This is a genomic window from Ensifer sp. LC163, from assembly GCF_001695855.1.
Classification (GTDB): domain Bacteria; phylum Pseudomonadota; class Alphaproteobacteria; order Rhizobiales; family Rhizobiaceae; genus Ensifer.
Map to the genome: position 1 here is coordinate 499307 of NZ_MBSS01000012.1, position 15470 is coordinate 514776.

A 15470-nucleotide genomic window follows, 5' to 3' on the forward strand; every position below is an offset into this window, starting at 1 on the left:
CGTGCCGCGTCACAATGATTAAGTTTGCGGTTTGAGCGGTTTTGCCGGGTTTGTTCACCCGCATTCGCTTTGCCCCCGGCCAAACGCCGGTGCCTGGCACCACGCCGCCCTTCCCTTCGCGACTGTCACCTCCTATTCTCCGGCGCGAATGGAGACCCCCATGAGCCAGTTTCGTGCCCGTCCGCCCGCAGTGCCCAGCATTCTTGTTGACGATGCGGTGGTGCGCATTACCCGATGGGACTTCGAGCCCGGCGCCGATACCGGCCATCATGTCCATGGCCTCGGCTATGTGGTCGTGCCGATGACCGATTGCCAGTTCCTGCTGGAGGAAGAAGGCGGCAGCCGGCGGGTGGACATCGCCAAGGGGGCGGCCTACCGGCGCGAGGCCGGCATGGCGCACAATGTCGTCAATGCCGGCAGCCGGCCGATGTCGTTCATCGAGATCGAATACAAGTGAAGGCCAGGAAAAGACGCATGCAAAGCCCCGACTTCGACCTCGATTTCAAGCCGGCGTATGGCGAGGCCGTGACGGTTGCCGACGGCGTTCAGCGCATCACGGTCAACAATCCCGGCCCTTTCACCTTTCACGGCACCAACAGCTACATCGTCGGCAATCGCTCGGTGGCGGTGATCGATCCAGGCCCGGACGATGAAGCGCATTTTCAGGCGTTGATGGCGGCGCTCAAAGGCCGGGAGGTAACCCACATCGCCGTCAGCCACACCCACCGCGATCACTCGCCACTGGCGCGGCGGCTGAAGGCCGCGACTGGGGCACCGATCGTCGGCGAAGGGCCACACCGCGCCGCCAGACCTTTGCATGAAGGCGAGATCAACCCCTTCGCCGAGAGTTCCGATATGGAATTTTCGCCCGACATCGTTCTTGCCGATGGCGGGCGGATCGAAGGTGACGGCTGGGCGCTGACGGGGCTTGCCACCCCCGGCCACACCGCCAACCATATGGCGTTTGCGCTCGATGGCACCGGCACCGTGTTTTCCGCCGATCACGTCATGGCCTGGGCGACGACGATCGTCGCTCCGCCGGATGGCGCCATGGCGGACTACATGGCCTCGCTGGAGAAGCTGCTAACGCGCGACGACCGGCTGTATCTGCCCGGTCATGGCGGGCCTGTCATCGAGCCGGCATCGTTTCTCCGGGGGCTGCGCGCTCATCGCCGCATGCGGGAGCGCGCCGTGCTCGAACGCGTCCGGGCCGGCGACAGCAAGATCCCCGACATGGTCAAGGTGATCTATGCCTCGACCGACATCCGGCTGCATGGCGCGGCGGCCCTCTCCGTGCTCGCGCATCTTGAGGACCTGCTCGAACAGGGGCGCGTTGAGACCGATGGGCCGCCTTCCCTTTTCGGCGACTATCGCCTGGCGCCGGGAGGAGCCGGCTGAACATGCGGCAGCGAGCCCACAGCTACCGCGACGACCCGACGGTGCCGCACTTTCCCGACGACCGCCCGGTGATCGTCTTTGACGGCGAATGCATCTTCTGCTCGGGCTGGGTGCGTTTCATGCTGCAGCATGACCGGCAGGCGCGCTATCGCTACCTGACGGCGCAGTCGCCGCTCGGCCGGGCGCTCTACAGGCATTACGGCCTCGATACGGACAACTATGAAAGCAACATCCTGATCGAGAACGGCATTGCGCGTTTCAAGTCGGACGGATCGATCCGCACGCTTGCAGGGTTAGGCCTGCCATGGTCGCTGGTGAATATCTGCCGCATCCTGCCTGCAGCCCTTCGCGACCCGCTCTACGATCTCGTCGCGAAAAACCGCTATCGCATCGCCGGACGCCGCCAGACCTGCATGGTGCCGACCGCGGAAGAACGCGGGCGCTTCATCGCCTGAGACGCACGGCGCCTTGCTCGATCAATCGCCCGCGATGCCGAGCAGCTCCGCATCGAGCGCCCGCAGAAACTGATCGGCGAAGGCGGCGCCGATACCGAGATCGTGCCGACCGTAGCGAGACGCGACACGCAGGTCGACGAAAGTCGTTTCCGCTTCTTCGCGCAGACGGATCAGCACATCGAAACGAAAACCGGCAATCAGCGTGCGCCACTCTCCCTGAAGCACGACATCGCTGGAACGCCGCCCAGGGATTGCTCCCTCGAGCGCCATTTCCGGCCGGGATTCCGGCACGGGTATATTCTCCGGCTCGGTGGCGGCATCCGCCCCGGCATTCGGCCGGACCGCCAGATCCTCGAGATCGGCGCGCGTATTTTCAACGCCGAGTTCCTGCGTGATGCCGACGCGCGTCTTCTCGACAACATTGCGCACCCCCTGGAACACGCGGTCGAGCGCGCCGTCGTAACGGCGCCCGGTCAGGCCGGGATAGGCAACGATCTGCGCTTCGCGATCCTCGGGCGTCACCGCCGGATTGCGCTTCAGCCAGCTCTCTTCCGTCTGCGGAACTTTCAGCCACGGCGGCGGCGTCACCGTGTCGGTGCTGACATCGTAGATCACCGGTCGGGTCAGATACTGCGCGACACCGAAACCGATGAAACCGAGCGGCGGCGCGGCATAGACAAGGGCCGAGGCGGAGGCGATGCCGCCGATCGCAGCAACCTGCCAAAGTCGAGCGAGCCCCACCACGGCAAGCAGGACGCCGAGCAGCGCAAAGGCACCGGAAAGCCCGACCAGTCCAAGGAAATGCGGCGTCGTCAACGGGCCGAACCGGTGCGCAAGCAGGGACAGTGCGAAGATCGCAAAGGCGATGCGGGCAAAGCGGCGCGCCCAATGGGCGGCATAGGAATAGGGGCGCTCGTACCGGACTATCATGTAACGGAATCAATCCCCTGCATCGAAACAGACCTGCATTCTTAGACCATGGCCGGGGCCGTGAAAACAGGCAATAGGGTGCGGCTGGAGACATGGGTTGAACGCAAGGCAAGCCTTGCCGCAAAATCGCCATTCTCGTTAACCACCTATCAGACATCAGGAATATGCCCGCACGGCGGCAAAGACCGCGGTGGATCATCAACCGGAGGCAATGGCCGACGCCTGGGAACGGATCCAGCACGGCAAGACGGAGAGACATCATGGTCGCATCGCAAGCAGCCGTGGCAACCGCCACCCACGCCGCACCGCCCCCACCGGCTGACGCCGGCATACCGATGGCACTGCTTGAGCTGGAGCTCTCCCTCGACAGCTTCTCCGGAAGCAAGGACGATTTCACCGCCTTCATCCGAACGATGGCCGACAATGTTGGCGGCGAATTTCTCTTTGCCTTGCCGGCTTCCGGCTTGATCGAGGACTGCCTGAGCATCGCCGTCCTTCGCCTCGGCGAGACCGAAGGCGACGCCGCGCCAATCCTGTTCGTTTGCCTTGAGGAAGAAGGCTCGACGATCCGGCTCGAGCACCCGGGCGAGAGTACCCAGGACCTGAAAAGCTTTGCCGAATCCTTTGTAGGCGTGCTCGAGCGCATGTGATTATCGGGGCGTGCGGAAACGGATTGACTGCTGGCTGCCGGCAGGCCCATCATGCCTCCATGCGATTGAATCGTGAATGCAAAATCCGTGTGGTGCGCCCCTGCCCGAGGCCCGGAATTCGGCTTGTGGCTGCGCCCAGACCTCGACCGGCGATTGCACGATTCGCCACGCCGGTCTTCCCGGCGATACCCGAAAAAATCAGGGTGGACACGACAGCCCTTCATGCGGCAGAGCTCTGTCCTGCAGGCGGCGGCAAAGACCTGAGCGACGCGGTGTGCCCGACCTCCTGACAAGGACGAGTTTCGAGCACAAGCAAAGACGATCTTTCGCCGAGCCGATCTGCATCCGCTCAGGAGGCATGAATACGATGAAAACCAAACTGCTGACCCTTGCCGCCGTCGGGCTGCTGCTTGCGGCCTGCCAGACGATGACGCCGGAAGAGCGGCGCGCCGCCGACGGCAACACCTGCGCCTCCTACGGCTTCCGCCGAGGCACCGATGCGTTCGCCACTTGCCTGCAACGCATCGAACTCGACCGCCGCGCCGAGGCGCGCAGCTTCCGCTACGACAATGATACGATGATGTGGGGCTGGAACCGCCCGGTCGTGATTGCGCGCCCGGTTATCGTGCAGGCAAACTGAAGCATGTCGCGCAAATGTGCGCAGCGGTTTTGCGATAACGACACACGCAAAAATGAGAGCTTAAAGCGCAGTAAGCGAATCCTACTGCATGTTTCCTTAAATCGTATTCGATTTAAGGATAAAAACATGCAGTAATTCAAAGTGCTACAGCGACCTTTGCGCGTCTGATAAGACGCGCGGCGCTGTAGAGATCGCGACGCGCTCTAAGTCTGAAACTGTATACCAACGCCCGGGGCACCGCGCTCCCGGGCGTTGACCTTGTAAGGGGCGTCGATGACGCCTCACGCCTTGCCGTTGATCGCCGCCTGCGCGGCGGCCAGCCGGGCGATCGGCACGCGGAAGGGCGAACAGGAGACATAGTCGAGACCTGTTTCTTCGCAGAAGCGGATCGAGGCCGGATCGCCGCCATGCTCGCCGCAGATGCCGAGCTTCAGTCCGTTCTTGGTCCGACGCCCACGCTCCGCAGCAATCTGGATCAGTTCGCCGACGCCATCGAAGTCGAGCGAGACGAAGGGGTCCTGCTCGATGATGCCCCTCTGCTGGTACGTCGCCAGAAACTGCGAGGCGTCGTCCCGCGAAATGCCGAACGTCGTCTGCGTCAGATCGTTGGTACCAAACGAGAAGAAGTCGGCAGCTTCGGCGATCACATGGGCGCGCAGGGCAGCGCGCGGCAGCTCGATCATCGTACCGACGAGATAGTCGATTTCGATGCCGGCTTCGCCGATTACCGCCTTTGCCACCGCATCGATGCGCTCCTTGACGTAGTCGAGTTCGGCGCGCAGGCCGACGAGCGGCACCATGATTTCAGGCACGACAGGAGCACCGGTTTCGCGCGCGGCTTCGACCGCCGCCTCGAAGATGGCGCGGGCCTGCATCTCGGCGATCTCCGGATAGGAGATCGCCAATCGGCAGCCGCGGTGGCCGAGCATCGGGTTGAACTCGTGCAACTGGTCGACGCGCTGACGCAGGGCTGACGGATCGAGCGACAAGACGCCGGCAACGTCGGCGATCTCCTCGTCGGTCTTCGGCAGGAATTCGTGCAGCGGCGGGTCGAGCAGGCGGATCGTCACCGGCAGCCCGTGCATGATGGAGAAGAGTTCTACGAAGTCCGAGCGCTGCATCGGCAGCAGCTTGGCAAGCGCCAACCGTCGGCCTGCCTCGTCTTCCGCCAGGATCATCTCGCGCATGACATTGATCCGGCCGTCCTCGAAGAACATGTGCTCGGTACGGCAAAGGCCGATGCCCTCGGCACCGAAGGAGCGGGCGGCACGCGCATCGGCCGGCGTTTCGGCGTTGGTGCGCACGGTCATGCGGCGGCTGGCGTCCGCCCAGGCCATGATCTTTCCAAAGTCGCCCGACAGTTCCGGCTGAAGCATGGCGATTGCACCTTTCAGCACCTGGCCGGATGAGCCGTCGATCGTGATGATATCGCCCTTCTTCAGGGTCACGCTGGGGGTGATCAGCAACTCGTTGCGCAGATCGACGCGGATGCTGCCGGCACCGGAGACACAAGGGGTGCCCATGCCGCGCGCCACCACCGCGGCGTGGCTGGTCATACCGCCGCGCGTGGTGAGGATGCCTTCGGCGGCGTGCATGCCGTGGATGTCTTCCGGACTGGTCTCGATGCGCACGAGAATGACCTTGCGGCCTTCCTTGTCTGCCTGAACGGCTTCTTCCGAGGTGAACACGATCTCGCCGGTCGCAGCTCCCGGCGAAGCCGGCAGGCCGGAACCGATGATATCGCGGCGCGCATGCGGATCGATCGTCGGGTGCAGCAACTGGTCGAGCGAAGCCGGATCGATGCGGGCGACCGCCTCGTCCTTCGAGACCAGTCCCTCCTCCGCCATGTCGACGGCTATCCTCAGAGCGGCCTTGGCCGTGCGCTTGCCCGAGCGTGTCTGCAGCATCCAGAGGGTGCCGCGCTCGATGGTGAATTCGAGATCCTGCATGTCGCGATAGTGGTGCTCGAGCTTGTCGCAGATCGCGCGGAATTCGGCGAAGGCCTCCGGCATCAACTTTTCGAGCGACGGCTTGTCGGAGCCGGACGCAATACGGGCGGCCTCGGTGATGTTTTGCGGCGTGCGGATGCCGGCAACGACATCCTCGCCCTGCGCATTGACGAGGAACTCGCCGTAAAGCTCGTTTTCTCCTGTCGACGGGTTGCGGGTAAACGCGACGCCGGTCGCTGACGAATTGCCGAGATTGCCGAAGACCATCGCCTGGACGTTGACCGCCGTGCCCCAGCCCGCCGGGATGCTGTGCAGATGGCGGTAGGTGATGGCGCGCGGGTTCATCCAGCTGGAGAAGACGGCGCCGATGGCACCCCAGAGCTGAATTTCCGGATCCTGCGGAAACGGCTCGCCGAGCGCTTCCTCGATCGCTTCCTTGTAGCGGCTGATGACATGCTGCCATTCGACCGCGGAGAGCTCGGTATCCTGCTCGTGGCCGAGGCGGGCCTTCTCGTCTTCCAGGATCTCCTCGAACACATCATGGTCGACGCCCATGACGACGTCGCCATACATCTGGATGAAACGGCGGTAGCTATCCCAGGCAAAGCGCGCATCGCCGGCGTCGTGGCCGAGCGCATGCACCGACTGGTCGTTGAGGCCGAGGTTCAAGACCGTGTCCATCATGCCGGGCATCGAGGCACGGGCACCGGAGCGCACGGAAAGTAGCAGCGGGCGCTTGATGTCGCCGAAGATCCGGCCGGTGACCTCCTCCATCCGGCGAATGCCGTCGCGGACCTGATCGTGCAGGCCCTCGGGTATTTCACGGCCATTGTCGAAATAGCTGTTGCAGGCATCGGTGATGATGGTCAGTCCCGGCGGCACCGGCAGACCGAGACTGCACATTTCGGCAAGGTTCGCACCCTTGCCGCCCAGCCGGTCACGATCACCCGCACGCCCTTCGGCCTTGCCCCCACCGAAGGTATAAACCCATTTCCTCATGCCTGCTCTCCACCCAGAAACAGTCTTTTATGACGATTTACAGTATATGCTTCGGCCTGGAAATGCACCCGCCGAAGTTTTATGCTGCAGCGCATCATTTTTTCGCAACTGTCGCGCGCACCGTGGGTGGAAGGCGAGGCTCAGCGGATCGTGGCACGCACCATCTCTCCGTTGATGCGAACTTGTGGTTTGGCACCGGGGATCGCCGTTCGCGAACTGTCGACCCAGGAGGCCGTGGCCGCCACCTGATAATCGATGAAACTTGCCGTATCGAAGCCAAGATGAATGTCGAGCACCTTTCCGGAGATCTCCACGGTCTCGGATTGCTGCGTCTTTTCATAGATCAGCCGCGCCCGCAGGGCGTCTACATCGAGCCTGGCCTGTCCGACATGGCCCTCGATCGAAACGTCTGCCGCCTTGCCCTTGAGGGCAACCGCCGAAAATTCACCGTCAAGCCTCGCCTGGAATGCCGGTTGCTCGATCGAGACCGTTGCGCCTTTTTTCAGGTTGGCGTGAAGCTCGACCTTGCAGTCCTCCAGTTCTGGCCAGGACGGCGCCGCCACATCGATGTAAAGGGTGGAACCTTCGACGCGCATCCGGCTGTCCGATACGCAGTCGCTATAGAACCAGCTGGAATAGAAGGGTGCAAACCAACCGGAACGGCGGCTGCGGGCAGAGGCCCTGTAGGGCAAAGCCTCATTGCTGGTGAGTTCGATTGCACTTGCCTCCCCCTTCGCGACAACTGCCGTGACGCCGGCGATATCGATCTCGGTCGCCGATGTCTCGGCATTGCGCGTCGTGGCGACGAGAAGGATGGGGGCAAGGACCATTGCTGGCAGTGCGATCAACATGTAACGCTCCATTCGTTCGATCCGGCACCATCGCCGGACCGGAATAGCTCGCCCGACATCGAACGTAGCGGCGACCTTGATCGCGTTTTGGGTCGACCGTGAACGCGATCAAGGGCATCATCGCCTGGATCTGTCGTCTCCACCGTCCCCTCCGAAGAATCCATCCGCTCATGCTGTTCGTGCCACTACCCTTCGTCGTTTCCCTGCTGCTGCTCATCGTGATCGTCCGCATGCTCTCGCAACGAGACGAGACCATGACATTCGAGCAGCGCCTGTTCCTGCTGCTCGTGTGTGCCTATGCGCTGCAATCCGTGCTGATCGGCATCCGGTGGGGCTACGATTTTCGCGCCATTCTGCCGGCACAGGCGATGCTTGCGACCTTCAACGCGGCCTTGGCGTGGGTATGTTTCAGCAGCCTGGCAAGCGACAGCCAGCCACGCCTGGGGCCGATCGCCTGGCACCTCCTGCCCGCGCTTATCATCGGCATTATGATGTTTGCCTGGCGCGATGCGGTCGGCACCGCAATCATCCTGTTCTTTTTCGGCTACGGCATTGCCTTGCTCTGGCTTGCGCGGCTGGGACCGAATGGACTGGTCACATCGCGCCTCGACGGCGTGCTTCGATCATACCGCTCGCTGCAGATCACGGGATGGGCGCTCGTTGCGTCAGCCCTCAGCGACGTCGCCATCGGCTTCGACCAGATGCGCAATGGTGGCGCCTATTCCGGCGCGATCGTGGCGGCCGGCAACGTGCTCGCTCTGCTCATACTCGGCACCGCGGCGTCGATCGCAAGCTTCGACACATCCACCGACTGCGAACGCCAGGAGACGACACCTTCGCCGCAAGAGCGCGCCGCAACGGAAGAAGATGCCGAAGTCGTCAACGCAGTCCAGGAACTGATGCGCAAGAAGGCACTCTACAAGGATCTCGAACTCAATCTCTCGCGGATCGCCCGCAAGCTCGGCGTGCCGGCACGGCGGATTTCCAACGCCATAAACCGGATCCACGGCATCAGCGTCTCGCAATACGTCAACAACTACCGGGTGGAGGAAGCCTGCCGGCTGCTTCTGACGACCGACGAGGCGATCACGCAGATCGCTTTCGAGGCTGGTTTCCTGACCAAATCGAACTTCAACCGCGAGTTCCTGCGCGTCACCGGCAAGAGCCCTTCCTCCTGGCGCGAGCAACAGCGCATTCCCGATCTTCGGGAAGCGGCATAGAGCGCAGCCACACTTTTGCGCGATATGCGTTAGACCACTTCCCTCAACCGCTCTGCCGTCTGCAGGTCGACCGAAACGAGCTGGGACACACCCTGCTCCGCCATGGTGACGCCGAACAGGCGGTTCATGCGAGCCATGGTGATAGGATTGTGGGTGATGATGACGAAGCGGGTCTCGGTCGAAGCCGCCATCTCGTCCATCAGGTTGCAATAGCGCTCGACATTGTGGTCGTCGAGTGGTGCATCGACTTCGTCGAGAACGCAGATCGGCGCCGGATTGGTCAGGAAGACGGCAAAGATCAGCGCCATCGCCGTCAGCGCCTGTTCGCCGCCCGACAGCAACGTCATGGTCTGTGGCTTCTTGCCTGGCGGGCGAGCGAGGATTTCAAGTCCCGCTTCAAGCGGGTCGTCGCTCTCGATCAGTTGCAGCTCGGCCGTGCCGCCGCCGAAGAGATGGGTGAAGAGGCGCTGGAACTGGGCGTTGACCACGTCGAAGGCGACGATCAGCCGCTCGCGACCCTCGCGGTTGAGGTTCTGGATGGCGCTGCGCAATTTGCGGATCGCTTCGATGACGTCGTCCCGCTCCTTCAACAGGAGCGCCAGCCGCTCGGAGAGCTCCTTCTGTTCCTCTTCGGCCCGAAGGTTGACGGCGCCAAGACGCTCGCGCTCGATCTTCAGCCGCTCCAGTTCGCGTTCGACATTGCGCATGTCCGGCAGCGCCTCGTCAACGGCAAGCCCGGTCAGCCGCATCACCTCATGCGGGGCGCAGGAAAGCGCTTCGTGGATGCGGGCCTCGATCTCGACGCGGCGCTCGCGGCTCGACACCAGCCGTTCCTCGGCGCGACCGCGCTTTTCGCGCGATTCCGCCAGTTCAGAAAGCGCGGTTGCGGCCATGCGGTCGGCCTCGCGCTGGCGGCCCTCGGCCTCGGCCAGGATATCGGCGGCCTCGCGGCGCGAAGCCTCGGCCTTCTGCAATTCGTTCATCAGCGCGCGCCGCTTGTCCTCGAACTCGTCGGGCGCGTCCATCAGTTCTTCCACCTCATCGCGCGCTTCCGCCTCGCGATCCCTGAGGGTGGCGATATGCTCCTCGGCGCTGGCCGCCCGAGCCTTCCAGGTCTGGCGCTCGCCTGATATCGCCGTGATCCGCCGCTGGCGCGCCTCGTTCTCACGCGCAAGTCCGTCATGGGCCGCACGCCTTTCGGCAACCGCAGCGCGGTCGGCCGCGACATCTGCCGTTTGCGCGCGCAGTTTCAGCTCGAGTTCTGAGAGATCGGGCGCGTCGGCAAGAGCGTCGTTGGCCGTCTCGATCTGCTCGGCAACCTCTTCGAGCTGGCTTTCGAGCTGGCTCTTGGTTTCAGCAACAACCGCACGGCGGCGCGAGAGATCGCCGGATGCGCGCTCGGCCGCCGCCAGCGCATCGCGGGCTTCGCCGAGCTGGCGTGTGATCATGCGCTGGGTATCGCGCGCAAGCCTCAACCGCTCGTCCTCGGCACGGATACGCGATCCGGCTGCGGCAAGATCGGCCTCGGCACGGCGGAGCGCCTCGCCGGCGTCGTCCGCCTCCGCGTCGAGTTCGGCAAGACGGTTTTTCTGGGCCAGCCTCAATGCTGCAGCACTTGGCGCTTCGGAACCAGTGACATGCCCGTCCCAGCGCCAAACGGAGCCCTGCTTCGTCACCAGGCTTTGGCCGGGTTTCAACAGCGGCATCAGCCGCTCGGCCTCCGCCTCGCCGTCGACGATGCCGATCTGGCTCAAGGCACGCGTTAGCGCCTGTGGCGCGCGAACATGATCGATCAGCGAGCGCGCGCCTTGCGGCAAGGCGGCATCGCCGGAATGGTCGCCCGGTGTGCGCCAGTGGGCTGGGGCCGCGCTATCGAGCGGCGAATCGAGATCATCGCCAAGCGCTGCTCCCAGCGCCGTCTCGAAGCCGCGATCGACCTTCATCTCTTCGACAACAGCCGGATAGGCGCCGCCGCCGGCGGCTTCGAGCATGCGACGGATCGTGCGCGCCTCGGTCTCGATGCCGTTCAGGACGGCCCGTGCCCGATCGACCGGCGGGCGGGCGTCAGCCTCGGCGCGGCGGGTCTCGGCAAGGGCTTCCTCGATGTCAGCGACATTCGCCTCGGCCTCGTCGAGTGCGGCCTCGGCCACTTCCACCTGGCCCTGCTTTTCGTGCGGGTCGGGCAGCGTCGCCATCTGCCAGTCAAGTTCGTCAAGATCGCGGGCCTGATCGGAAAGCTGGCGGGCAAGTCGTGCCTGTCGCTCCGAGAGATCGCGCAGCGCGCGCTCCAGCTGGTTGCGACCGGCCTGCGCCTCGGCGCGCTCGGCGGTCAGTCGGCCCAGATCGGTCTCGCTCACGACAAGCTTTTCGTTCGCTTCTTCGAGCCGTTCCCGGGCTTCACTTGCCCGATCGTCAGCCTCGGCGAGCAGCTCGCGCAGTTCCTCGTCTTCTTCGTCGAGACGGGCGAGAAAGCCGGCGTTGTCGGCAACCAGCCGCTCTTCGCGGGCGATATCCTCGGCCAGTTGCGCCAGGCGGCGCTGCAGCTCGTCGCGGCGGCGCAGGATGCGGCCGGCATCTTCCTCAAGCTGCGACCGGGCGATCTGCAGGCGCTGCAATGCGGCGGCCAGTTTCGCCTCGTTCTCGCGCAGCTCCGGCAGTTTCAGGCTGGAAATCGCCTGATCCTTGGCGGCCTGCATCTGGGCCTGTGCCTTTTCGGCGACGAGTGCCGTCACCTGGTTGAGCTGGCTGGTCGCCTCGGCTTCGGCTTCCTTGGCCTGAACCCAGCGGATGTGGAACAGGATCGCCTCATGCTTGCGGATATCGGCAGACAGCATCTTGAAGCGATTGGCCTGGCGCGCTTGCCGTTTCAGGCTCTCGATCTGGCTTTCGAGCTGAGAGGTGACGTCGTCCAGACGCTCAAGGTTGGTTTCAGCCGCCTTCAGCCGCAGCTCCGCCTCGTGCCGGCGCGAATGCAGGCCGGAAATGCCGGCCGCCTCTTCAAGAAGCTGGCGTCGGGCCTGCGGCTTTGCCGCAATCAGTTCGCCGATGCGGCCCTGACCGACCATCGACGGCGAGCGGGCGCCGGTGGATGCGTCGGCAAACAGCAGCTGCACATCCTTGGCGCGCGCTTCCTTGCCGTTGATCCTGTAGACCGAGCCCTGCTCGCGCTCGATGCGGCGCGTTACCTGGATTTCGTCGCTGTCATTGAAGGCGGCAGGCGCCGTGCGATCGCTGTTGTCGAGATAGAGGCCGACTTCGGCGGTGTTGCGCGCCGGGCGATTGCCGGACCCCGAGAAGATCACGTCATCCATGCCGGACGCGCGCATGTTCTTGTAGGAGTTTTCCCCCATCACCCAGCGTAGTGCCTCGACAAGGTTCGACTTGCCGCAACCGTTCGGGCCGACGATGCCGGTCAGACCGCGCTCGATGATGAATTCGCTGGGTTCGACGAAGGATTTGAAGCCGAGCAGACGAAGCCTGTTGAACTTCATGCGGCGGACGCTGGCGCAGAACGCCCCTCTTCACCCAACCGCCGAGCATAAAAAACGGGCGCACGGCTGCTGCCGTCGCCCGTTTTCAGGAAAAGCGAAGGATCAGAGCTTGCTGTCGATGAGGGCCGACATAACGTCAACCGACATATCCCCAGAATAGTGCTCTCCATTGACGAAGAAGGTCGGCGTCGATTGCACGCCAAAGTCCTTTGCGCCCCTCTGCATAACTGCGTTCACATCATCCAGAAGTTTTTGGTTCGTCAAGCAGGACTCGAAGGTCTCCTGTGTAAAACCGGCAAGTTTGGACATCTGCAGCAATGCATCGCGACCATTCGGCGCGGCAGCCCACTGCTGCTGCTGCTTGAACAGCATCGAGATCATCGGGAAATACTGGCCCTCGGGGGCGCAACGCGCCAGCATGAAGGCGGCAGCGGCGCGCGGATCGAACGGGAATTCGCGCAGGACGAAACGAACCTTGCCGCTGTCGATGTACTTCGTCTTGATTGCTTCGAAAGTGTTGTTGTGGAAGGCGGCGCAATGCGGGCAGGTCATCGACATGTATTCGACGATCGTTACCGGGGCGTTGGCATCGCCGATCGCCATTTCCGGCAACGCGCCGGGTTCGAGCAGCTTGGCCATGTCGACGGAGCCTTCCGAGCTCGGCAGCTCGACCTTTGCCGGAGCGGCAGTCGACTGGGCAACTTCGGTGCCGGCGGGCTTGGCTTCCGTGGTCGTTGTCGGAGCAGCCGTCGTCGAAGCGGTCGTCGTCGCGTCCGCCGGCTTGGCGTCGGCAGGCTTAGCATCGGCTTTGGCGGCCGTTTCCGTGGTTTCGGTCGGGCTCGCCGAAGCCTGCTCCTTCTTCTCGTCGCTGCAGGCGGCAAGCACAAGAGCGACGGTCGCGATGGCAACACCGCTGAGCAGGCGTTTCGAAAGGTTCAGTGCGGAAGCGGACATGAATTTTACCCGTGTTCGGAGGGAATTGCAGTGCGGATTCGATATCTTGCCGCGCGCAGGGCGGCAAGGGGAAGCGTTTCAACAGAATTCAAAGAATTGTGACCGGCTGATGGTGCTGCCTGATGCATGTCGCGCAAAGGTGTGCAGCGGCTTTGCGATAACGACATGCACAAAAACAGGAGCGTAAAGTGCGGCAAGCGGACCTGAAAGATCGCGACGCGCTTCAGCGCCGGCGTGGCGACATGACCGCGGTCCCGAGCCGCCGCAGCGCCGCCTTCAGTTCTTCGCTCTCGATACCCTCGACCATGGTTTCGAGCCGGCGGGCCGGTTCGCCGGAAAGCGGGCGTGGCGTGCGATTGCGTCTGGGCGGCGGCGATACCGGCTTTTGCACGATCCGCAGTTGGCCGATCGCGTAAAAGCCGAAGAAGCCGTTGATGCGCTGGATCAGCTCGCCCTGGGCGTGAGTGAGAAACAGTGCACGCGCGCCTTCGCAGGCAACGGTGAGGACGCCGGGTTGATGACCGCCCTCGCCGGCAATTTCGGAGGCACGGCGCGGCCAGGCGATCTTTTCCGGCCGGGTGCAGTCGGCGAAATCAGCGCCGGCGATCTCGTCCCAGGAGCCGAGCAGCATGGTGTTGATGCCGGCGCGCTTGGCGAGCACCGGATCAATCAGGCCGTTGGCGACCTCGGCGATCTGGATCACACCCCTGCGGGACTTCTGTTCACTCACGAACGCGACTTTCTGTATGCAATGTCGATTGAGCCTTGATGCGCCGGCTCGCCTTCGCCAAGTATAAGCCGGAAAAGGAACCTCCGGCAAATCATGGCAAATACGATCACGGCGGCGAAGGCCGCCCCGCTTCTTCTTGAATGGTACGACCGGCACCACCGCGAACTTCCGTGGCGGGTTTCACCGTCGATGGCGCGTCAGGGTGTGGTCGCCAATCCGTACCATATCTGGATGTCGGAGGTCATGCTGCAGCAGACGACCGTGCAGGCGGTGAAGGCCTATTTCGAGAAGTTCCTGACGTTGTGGCCAGCGGTCGAAGATCTCGCCGTCGCCGACAACGAGGACGTGATGAAGGCCTGGGCCGGGCTCGGCTACTACGCAAGGGCGCGCAATCTGAAGAAATGCGCCGAGGCGGTGGCGCGCGATCATGGCGGCCGCTTCCCCGACACGGAGGAAGGGCTGAAGGCCCTGCCCGGCATCGGCGACTATACCGCAGCGGCCGTCGCCGCCATCGCCTTCAACCGCCAAAGTGCTGTGCTTGACGGCAATGTCGAGCGGGTGATCTCACGGCTCTATGCCATCGAAACGCCGCTGCCGGCGGCCAAGCCGGAAATGCGCGGGCTCGTCGCGGCCTTGACGCCCGCCGACAGGCCCGGCGATTTCGCCCAAGCGATGATGGATCTCGGCGCGACGATCTGCACGCCGAAGCGCCCCGCCTGCTCGCTCTGTCCGTTCCGGCCGCACTGTCTGGCGCTTTCCGTCGCCGATCCCGAGACCTTTCCGCGCAAGGCGAAGAAGAAGGACAAGCCGCTGAGGCTCGGCGCCGCCTTCGTGGCGATCGATGCCCGCGACACCGTCTATCTGCGCAAGCGCGGCGAAACCGGCCTTCTCGGCGGCATGACCGAAGTGCCTGGCACCGCGTGGACGGCACGGCACGACGGCGAGACTTCGGTGGAGTCGCAGCCCTTTGCAGCCGCCTGGGAAGACTGCGGCACCATTACCCATGTGTTTACGCATTTCGAGTTGCGCCTGTCGGTCTACCGGGCCAATGTCGCGCGCGCCGAGACTGGAAACGACGGCTGGTGGGAACCGGTCTCTTCGCTGAAAGCGCAAGCGTTGCCGACGGTTATGAAAAAAGCGATCGCCCGGGCGATACCGGATGCCTTCAAAGGCGAGCGCTGAGAGTATCGAACGAGGAACAGT

Annotated in this window: 13 protein-coding genes; 7 read left to right on the top strand and 6 right to left on the bottom strand. The window is 63.6% G+C overall.

From position 1 onward, the window contains the following. Positions 1 to 160 precede the first annotated feature (160 nt). From BC360_RS12370 to BC360_RS12380, 3 genes are read left to right on the top strand one after another with little or no spacing between them, the layout of a single operon-like run. Positions 161 to 457: a cupin domain-containing protein gene (locus BC360_RS12370; protein WP_065782375.1), complete on the top strand. Its 297-nt coding sequence runs from the start codon at positions 161 to 163 to the stop codon at positions 455 to 457. A gap of 17 nt (positions 458 to 474) precedes the next feature. Beyond that, positions 475 to 1398: an MBL fold metallo-hydrolase gene (locus BC360_RS12375; RefSeq protein WP_065782377.1), complete on the top strand. Its 924-nt coding sequence runs from the start codon at positions 475 to 477 to the stop codon at positions 1396 to 1398. Positions 1399 to 1400: 2 nt separating this feature from the next. Further along, entirely contained in the window at positions 1401 to 1853 is a 453-nt protein-coding gene (locus BC360_RS12380; RefSeq protein WP_065795385.1) for a thiol-disulfide oxidoreductase DCC family protein, read from the top strand. A gap of 21 nt (positions 1854 to 1874) precedes the next feature. On the opposite strand, the gene BC360_RS12385 is transcribed toward BC360_RS12380, so the two are convergent. Further along, a complete protein-coding gene (locus BC360_RS12385) occupies positions 1875 to 2783 on the bottom strand; it encodes a DUF1499 domain-containing protein (protein WP_065795386.1) in 909 nt (302 codons plus the stop codon). A 260-nt stretch (positions 2784 to 3043) separates the two neighbouring features. Here BC360_RS12385 and BC360_RS12390 point away from each other — a divergent pair, with 260 nt between their 5' ends. Both BC360_RS12390 and BC360_RS12395 read left to right on the top strand, forming a co-directional pair. Continuing rightward, positions 3044 to 3433, top strand: a complete 390-nt coding sequence (locus tag BC360_RS12390; RefSeq protein ID WP_065782382.1) for a hypothetical protein — start codon at positions 3044 to 3046, stop codon at positions 3431 to 3433. A 358-nt stretch (positions 3434 to 3791) separates the two neighbouring features. Further along, positions 3792 to 4073, top strand: coding sequence for a hypothetical protein (locus tag BC360_RS12395; RefSeq protein WP_053250681.1), 282 nt, complete (start codon positions 3792 to 3794; stop codon positions 4071 to 4073). 281 nt (positions 4074 to 4354) lie between these two features. Here BC360_RS12395 and ppdK read toward each other — a convergent pair whose 3' ends face one another. Both ppdK and BC360_RS12405 read right to left on the bottom strand, forming a co-directional pair. Beyond that, on the bottom strand, positions 4355 to 7021 hold the full coding sequence (ppdK, locus tag BC360_RS12400; RefSeq protein WP_065795387.1) for a pyruvate, phosphate dikinase: 2667 nt from the start codon (positions 7019 to 7021) through the stop codon (positions 4355 to 4357). A gap of 140 nt (positions 7022 to 7161) precedes the next feature. Then, on the bottom strand, positions 7162 to 7872 hold the full coding sequence (locus BC360_RS12405; protein WP_083222527.1) for a hypothetical protein: 711 nt from the start codon (positions 7870 to 7872) through the stop codon (positions 7162 to 7164). A gap of 170 nt (positions 7873 to 8042) precedes the next feature. Between BC360_RS12405 and BC360_RS12410 the strand changes: the two genes are divergently transcribed. Next, entirely contained in the window at positions 8043 to 9092 is a 1050-nt protein-coding gene (locus tag BC360_RS12410) for a helix-turn-helix domain-containing protein (protein ID WP_065795584.1), read from the top strand. A gap of 29 nt (positions 9093 to 9121) precedes the next feature. Here BC360_RS12410 and smc read toward each other — a convergent pair whose 3' ends face one another. From smc to BC360_RS12425, 3 genes are all read right to left on the bottom strand, one after another. Beyond that, positions 9122 to 12583, bottom strand: a complete 3462-nt coding sequence (smc, locus tag BC360_RS12415; protein ID WP_065795388.1) for a chromosome segregation protein SMC — start codon at positions 12581 to 12583, stop codon at positions 9122 to 9124. Between the two features lie 102 nt (positions 12584 to 12685). After that, complete coding sequence (locus BC360_RS12420; protein WP_083222528.1) at positions 12686 to 13537, bottom strand: DsbA family protein; 852 nt, start codon at positions 13535 to 13537, stop codon at positions 12686 to 12688. Positions 13538 to 13760: 223 nt separating this feature from the next. Beyond that, positions 13761 to 14267 (bottom strand): DUF721 domain-containing protein, encoded by a 507-nt coding sequence (locus BC360_RS12425; protein ID WP_065782389.1) that lies wholly within the window; start codon positions 14265 to 14267, stop codon positions 13761 to 13763. A 93-nt stretch (positions 14268 to 14360) separates the two neighbouring features. Here BC360_RS12425 and mutY point away from each other — a divergent pair, with 93 nt between their 5' ends. Continuing rightward, a complete protein-coding gene (mutY, locus tag BC360_RS12430; protein WP_065795389.1) occupies positions 14361 to 15449 on the top strand; it encodes an A/G-specific adenine glycosylase in 1089 nt (362 codons plus the stop codon). Positions 15450 to 15470: the final 21 nt, after the last annotated feature.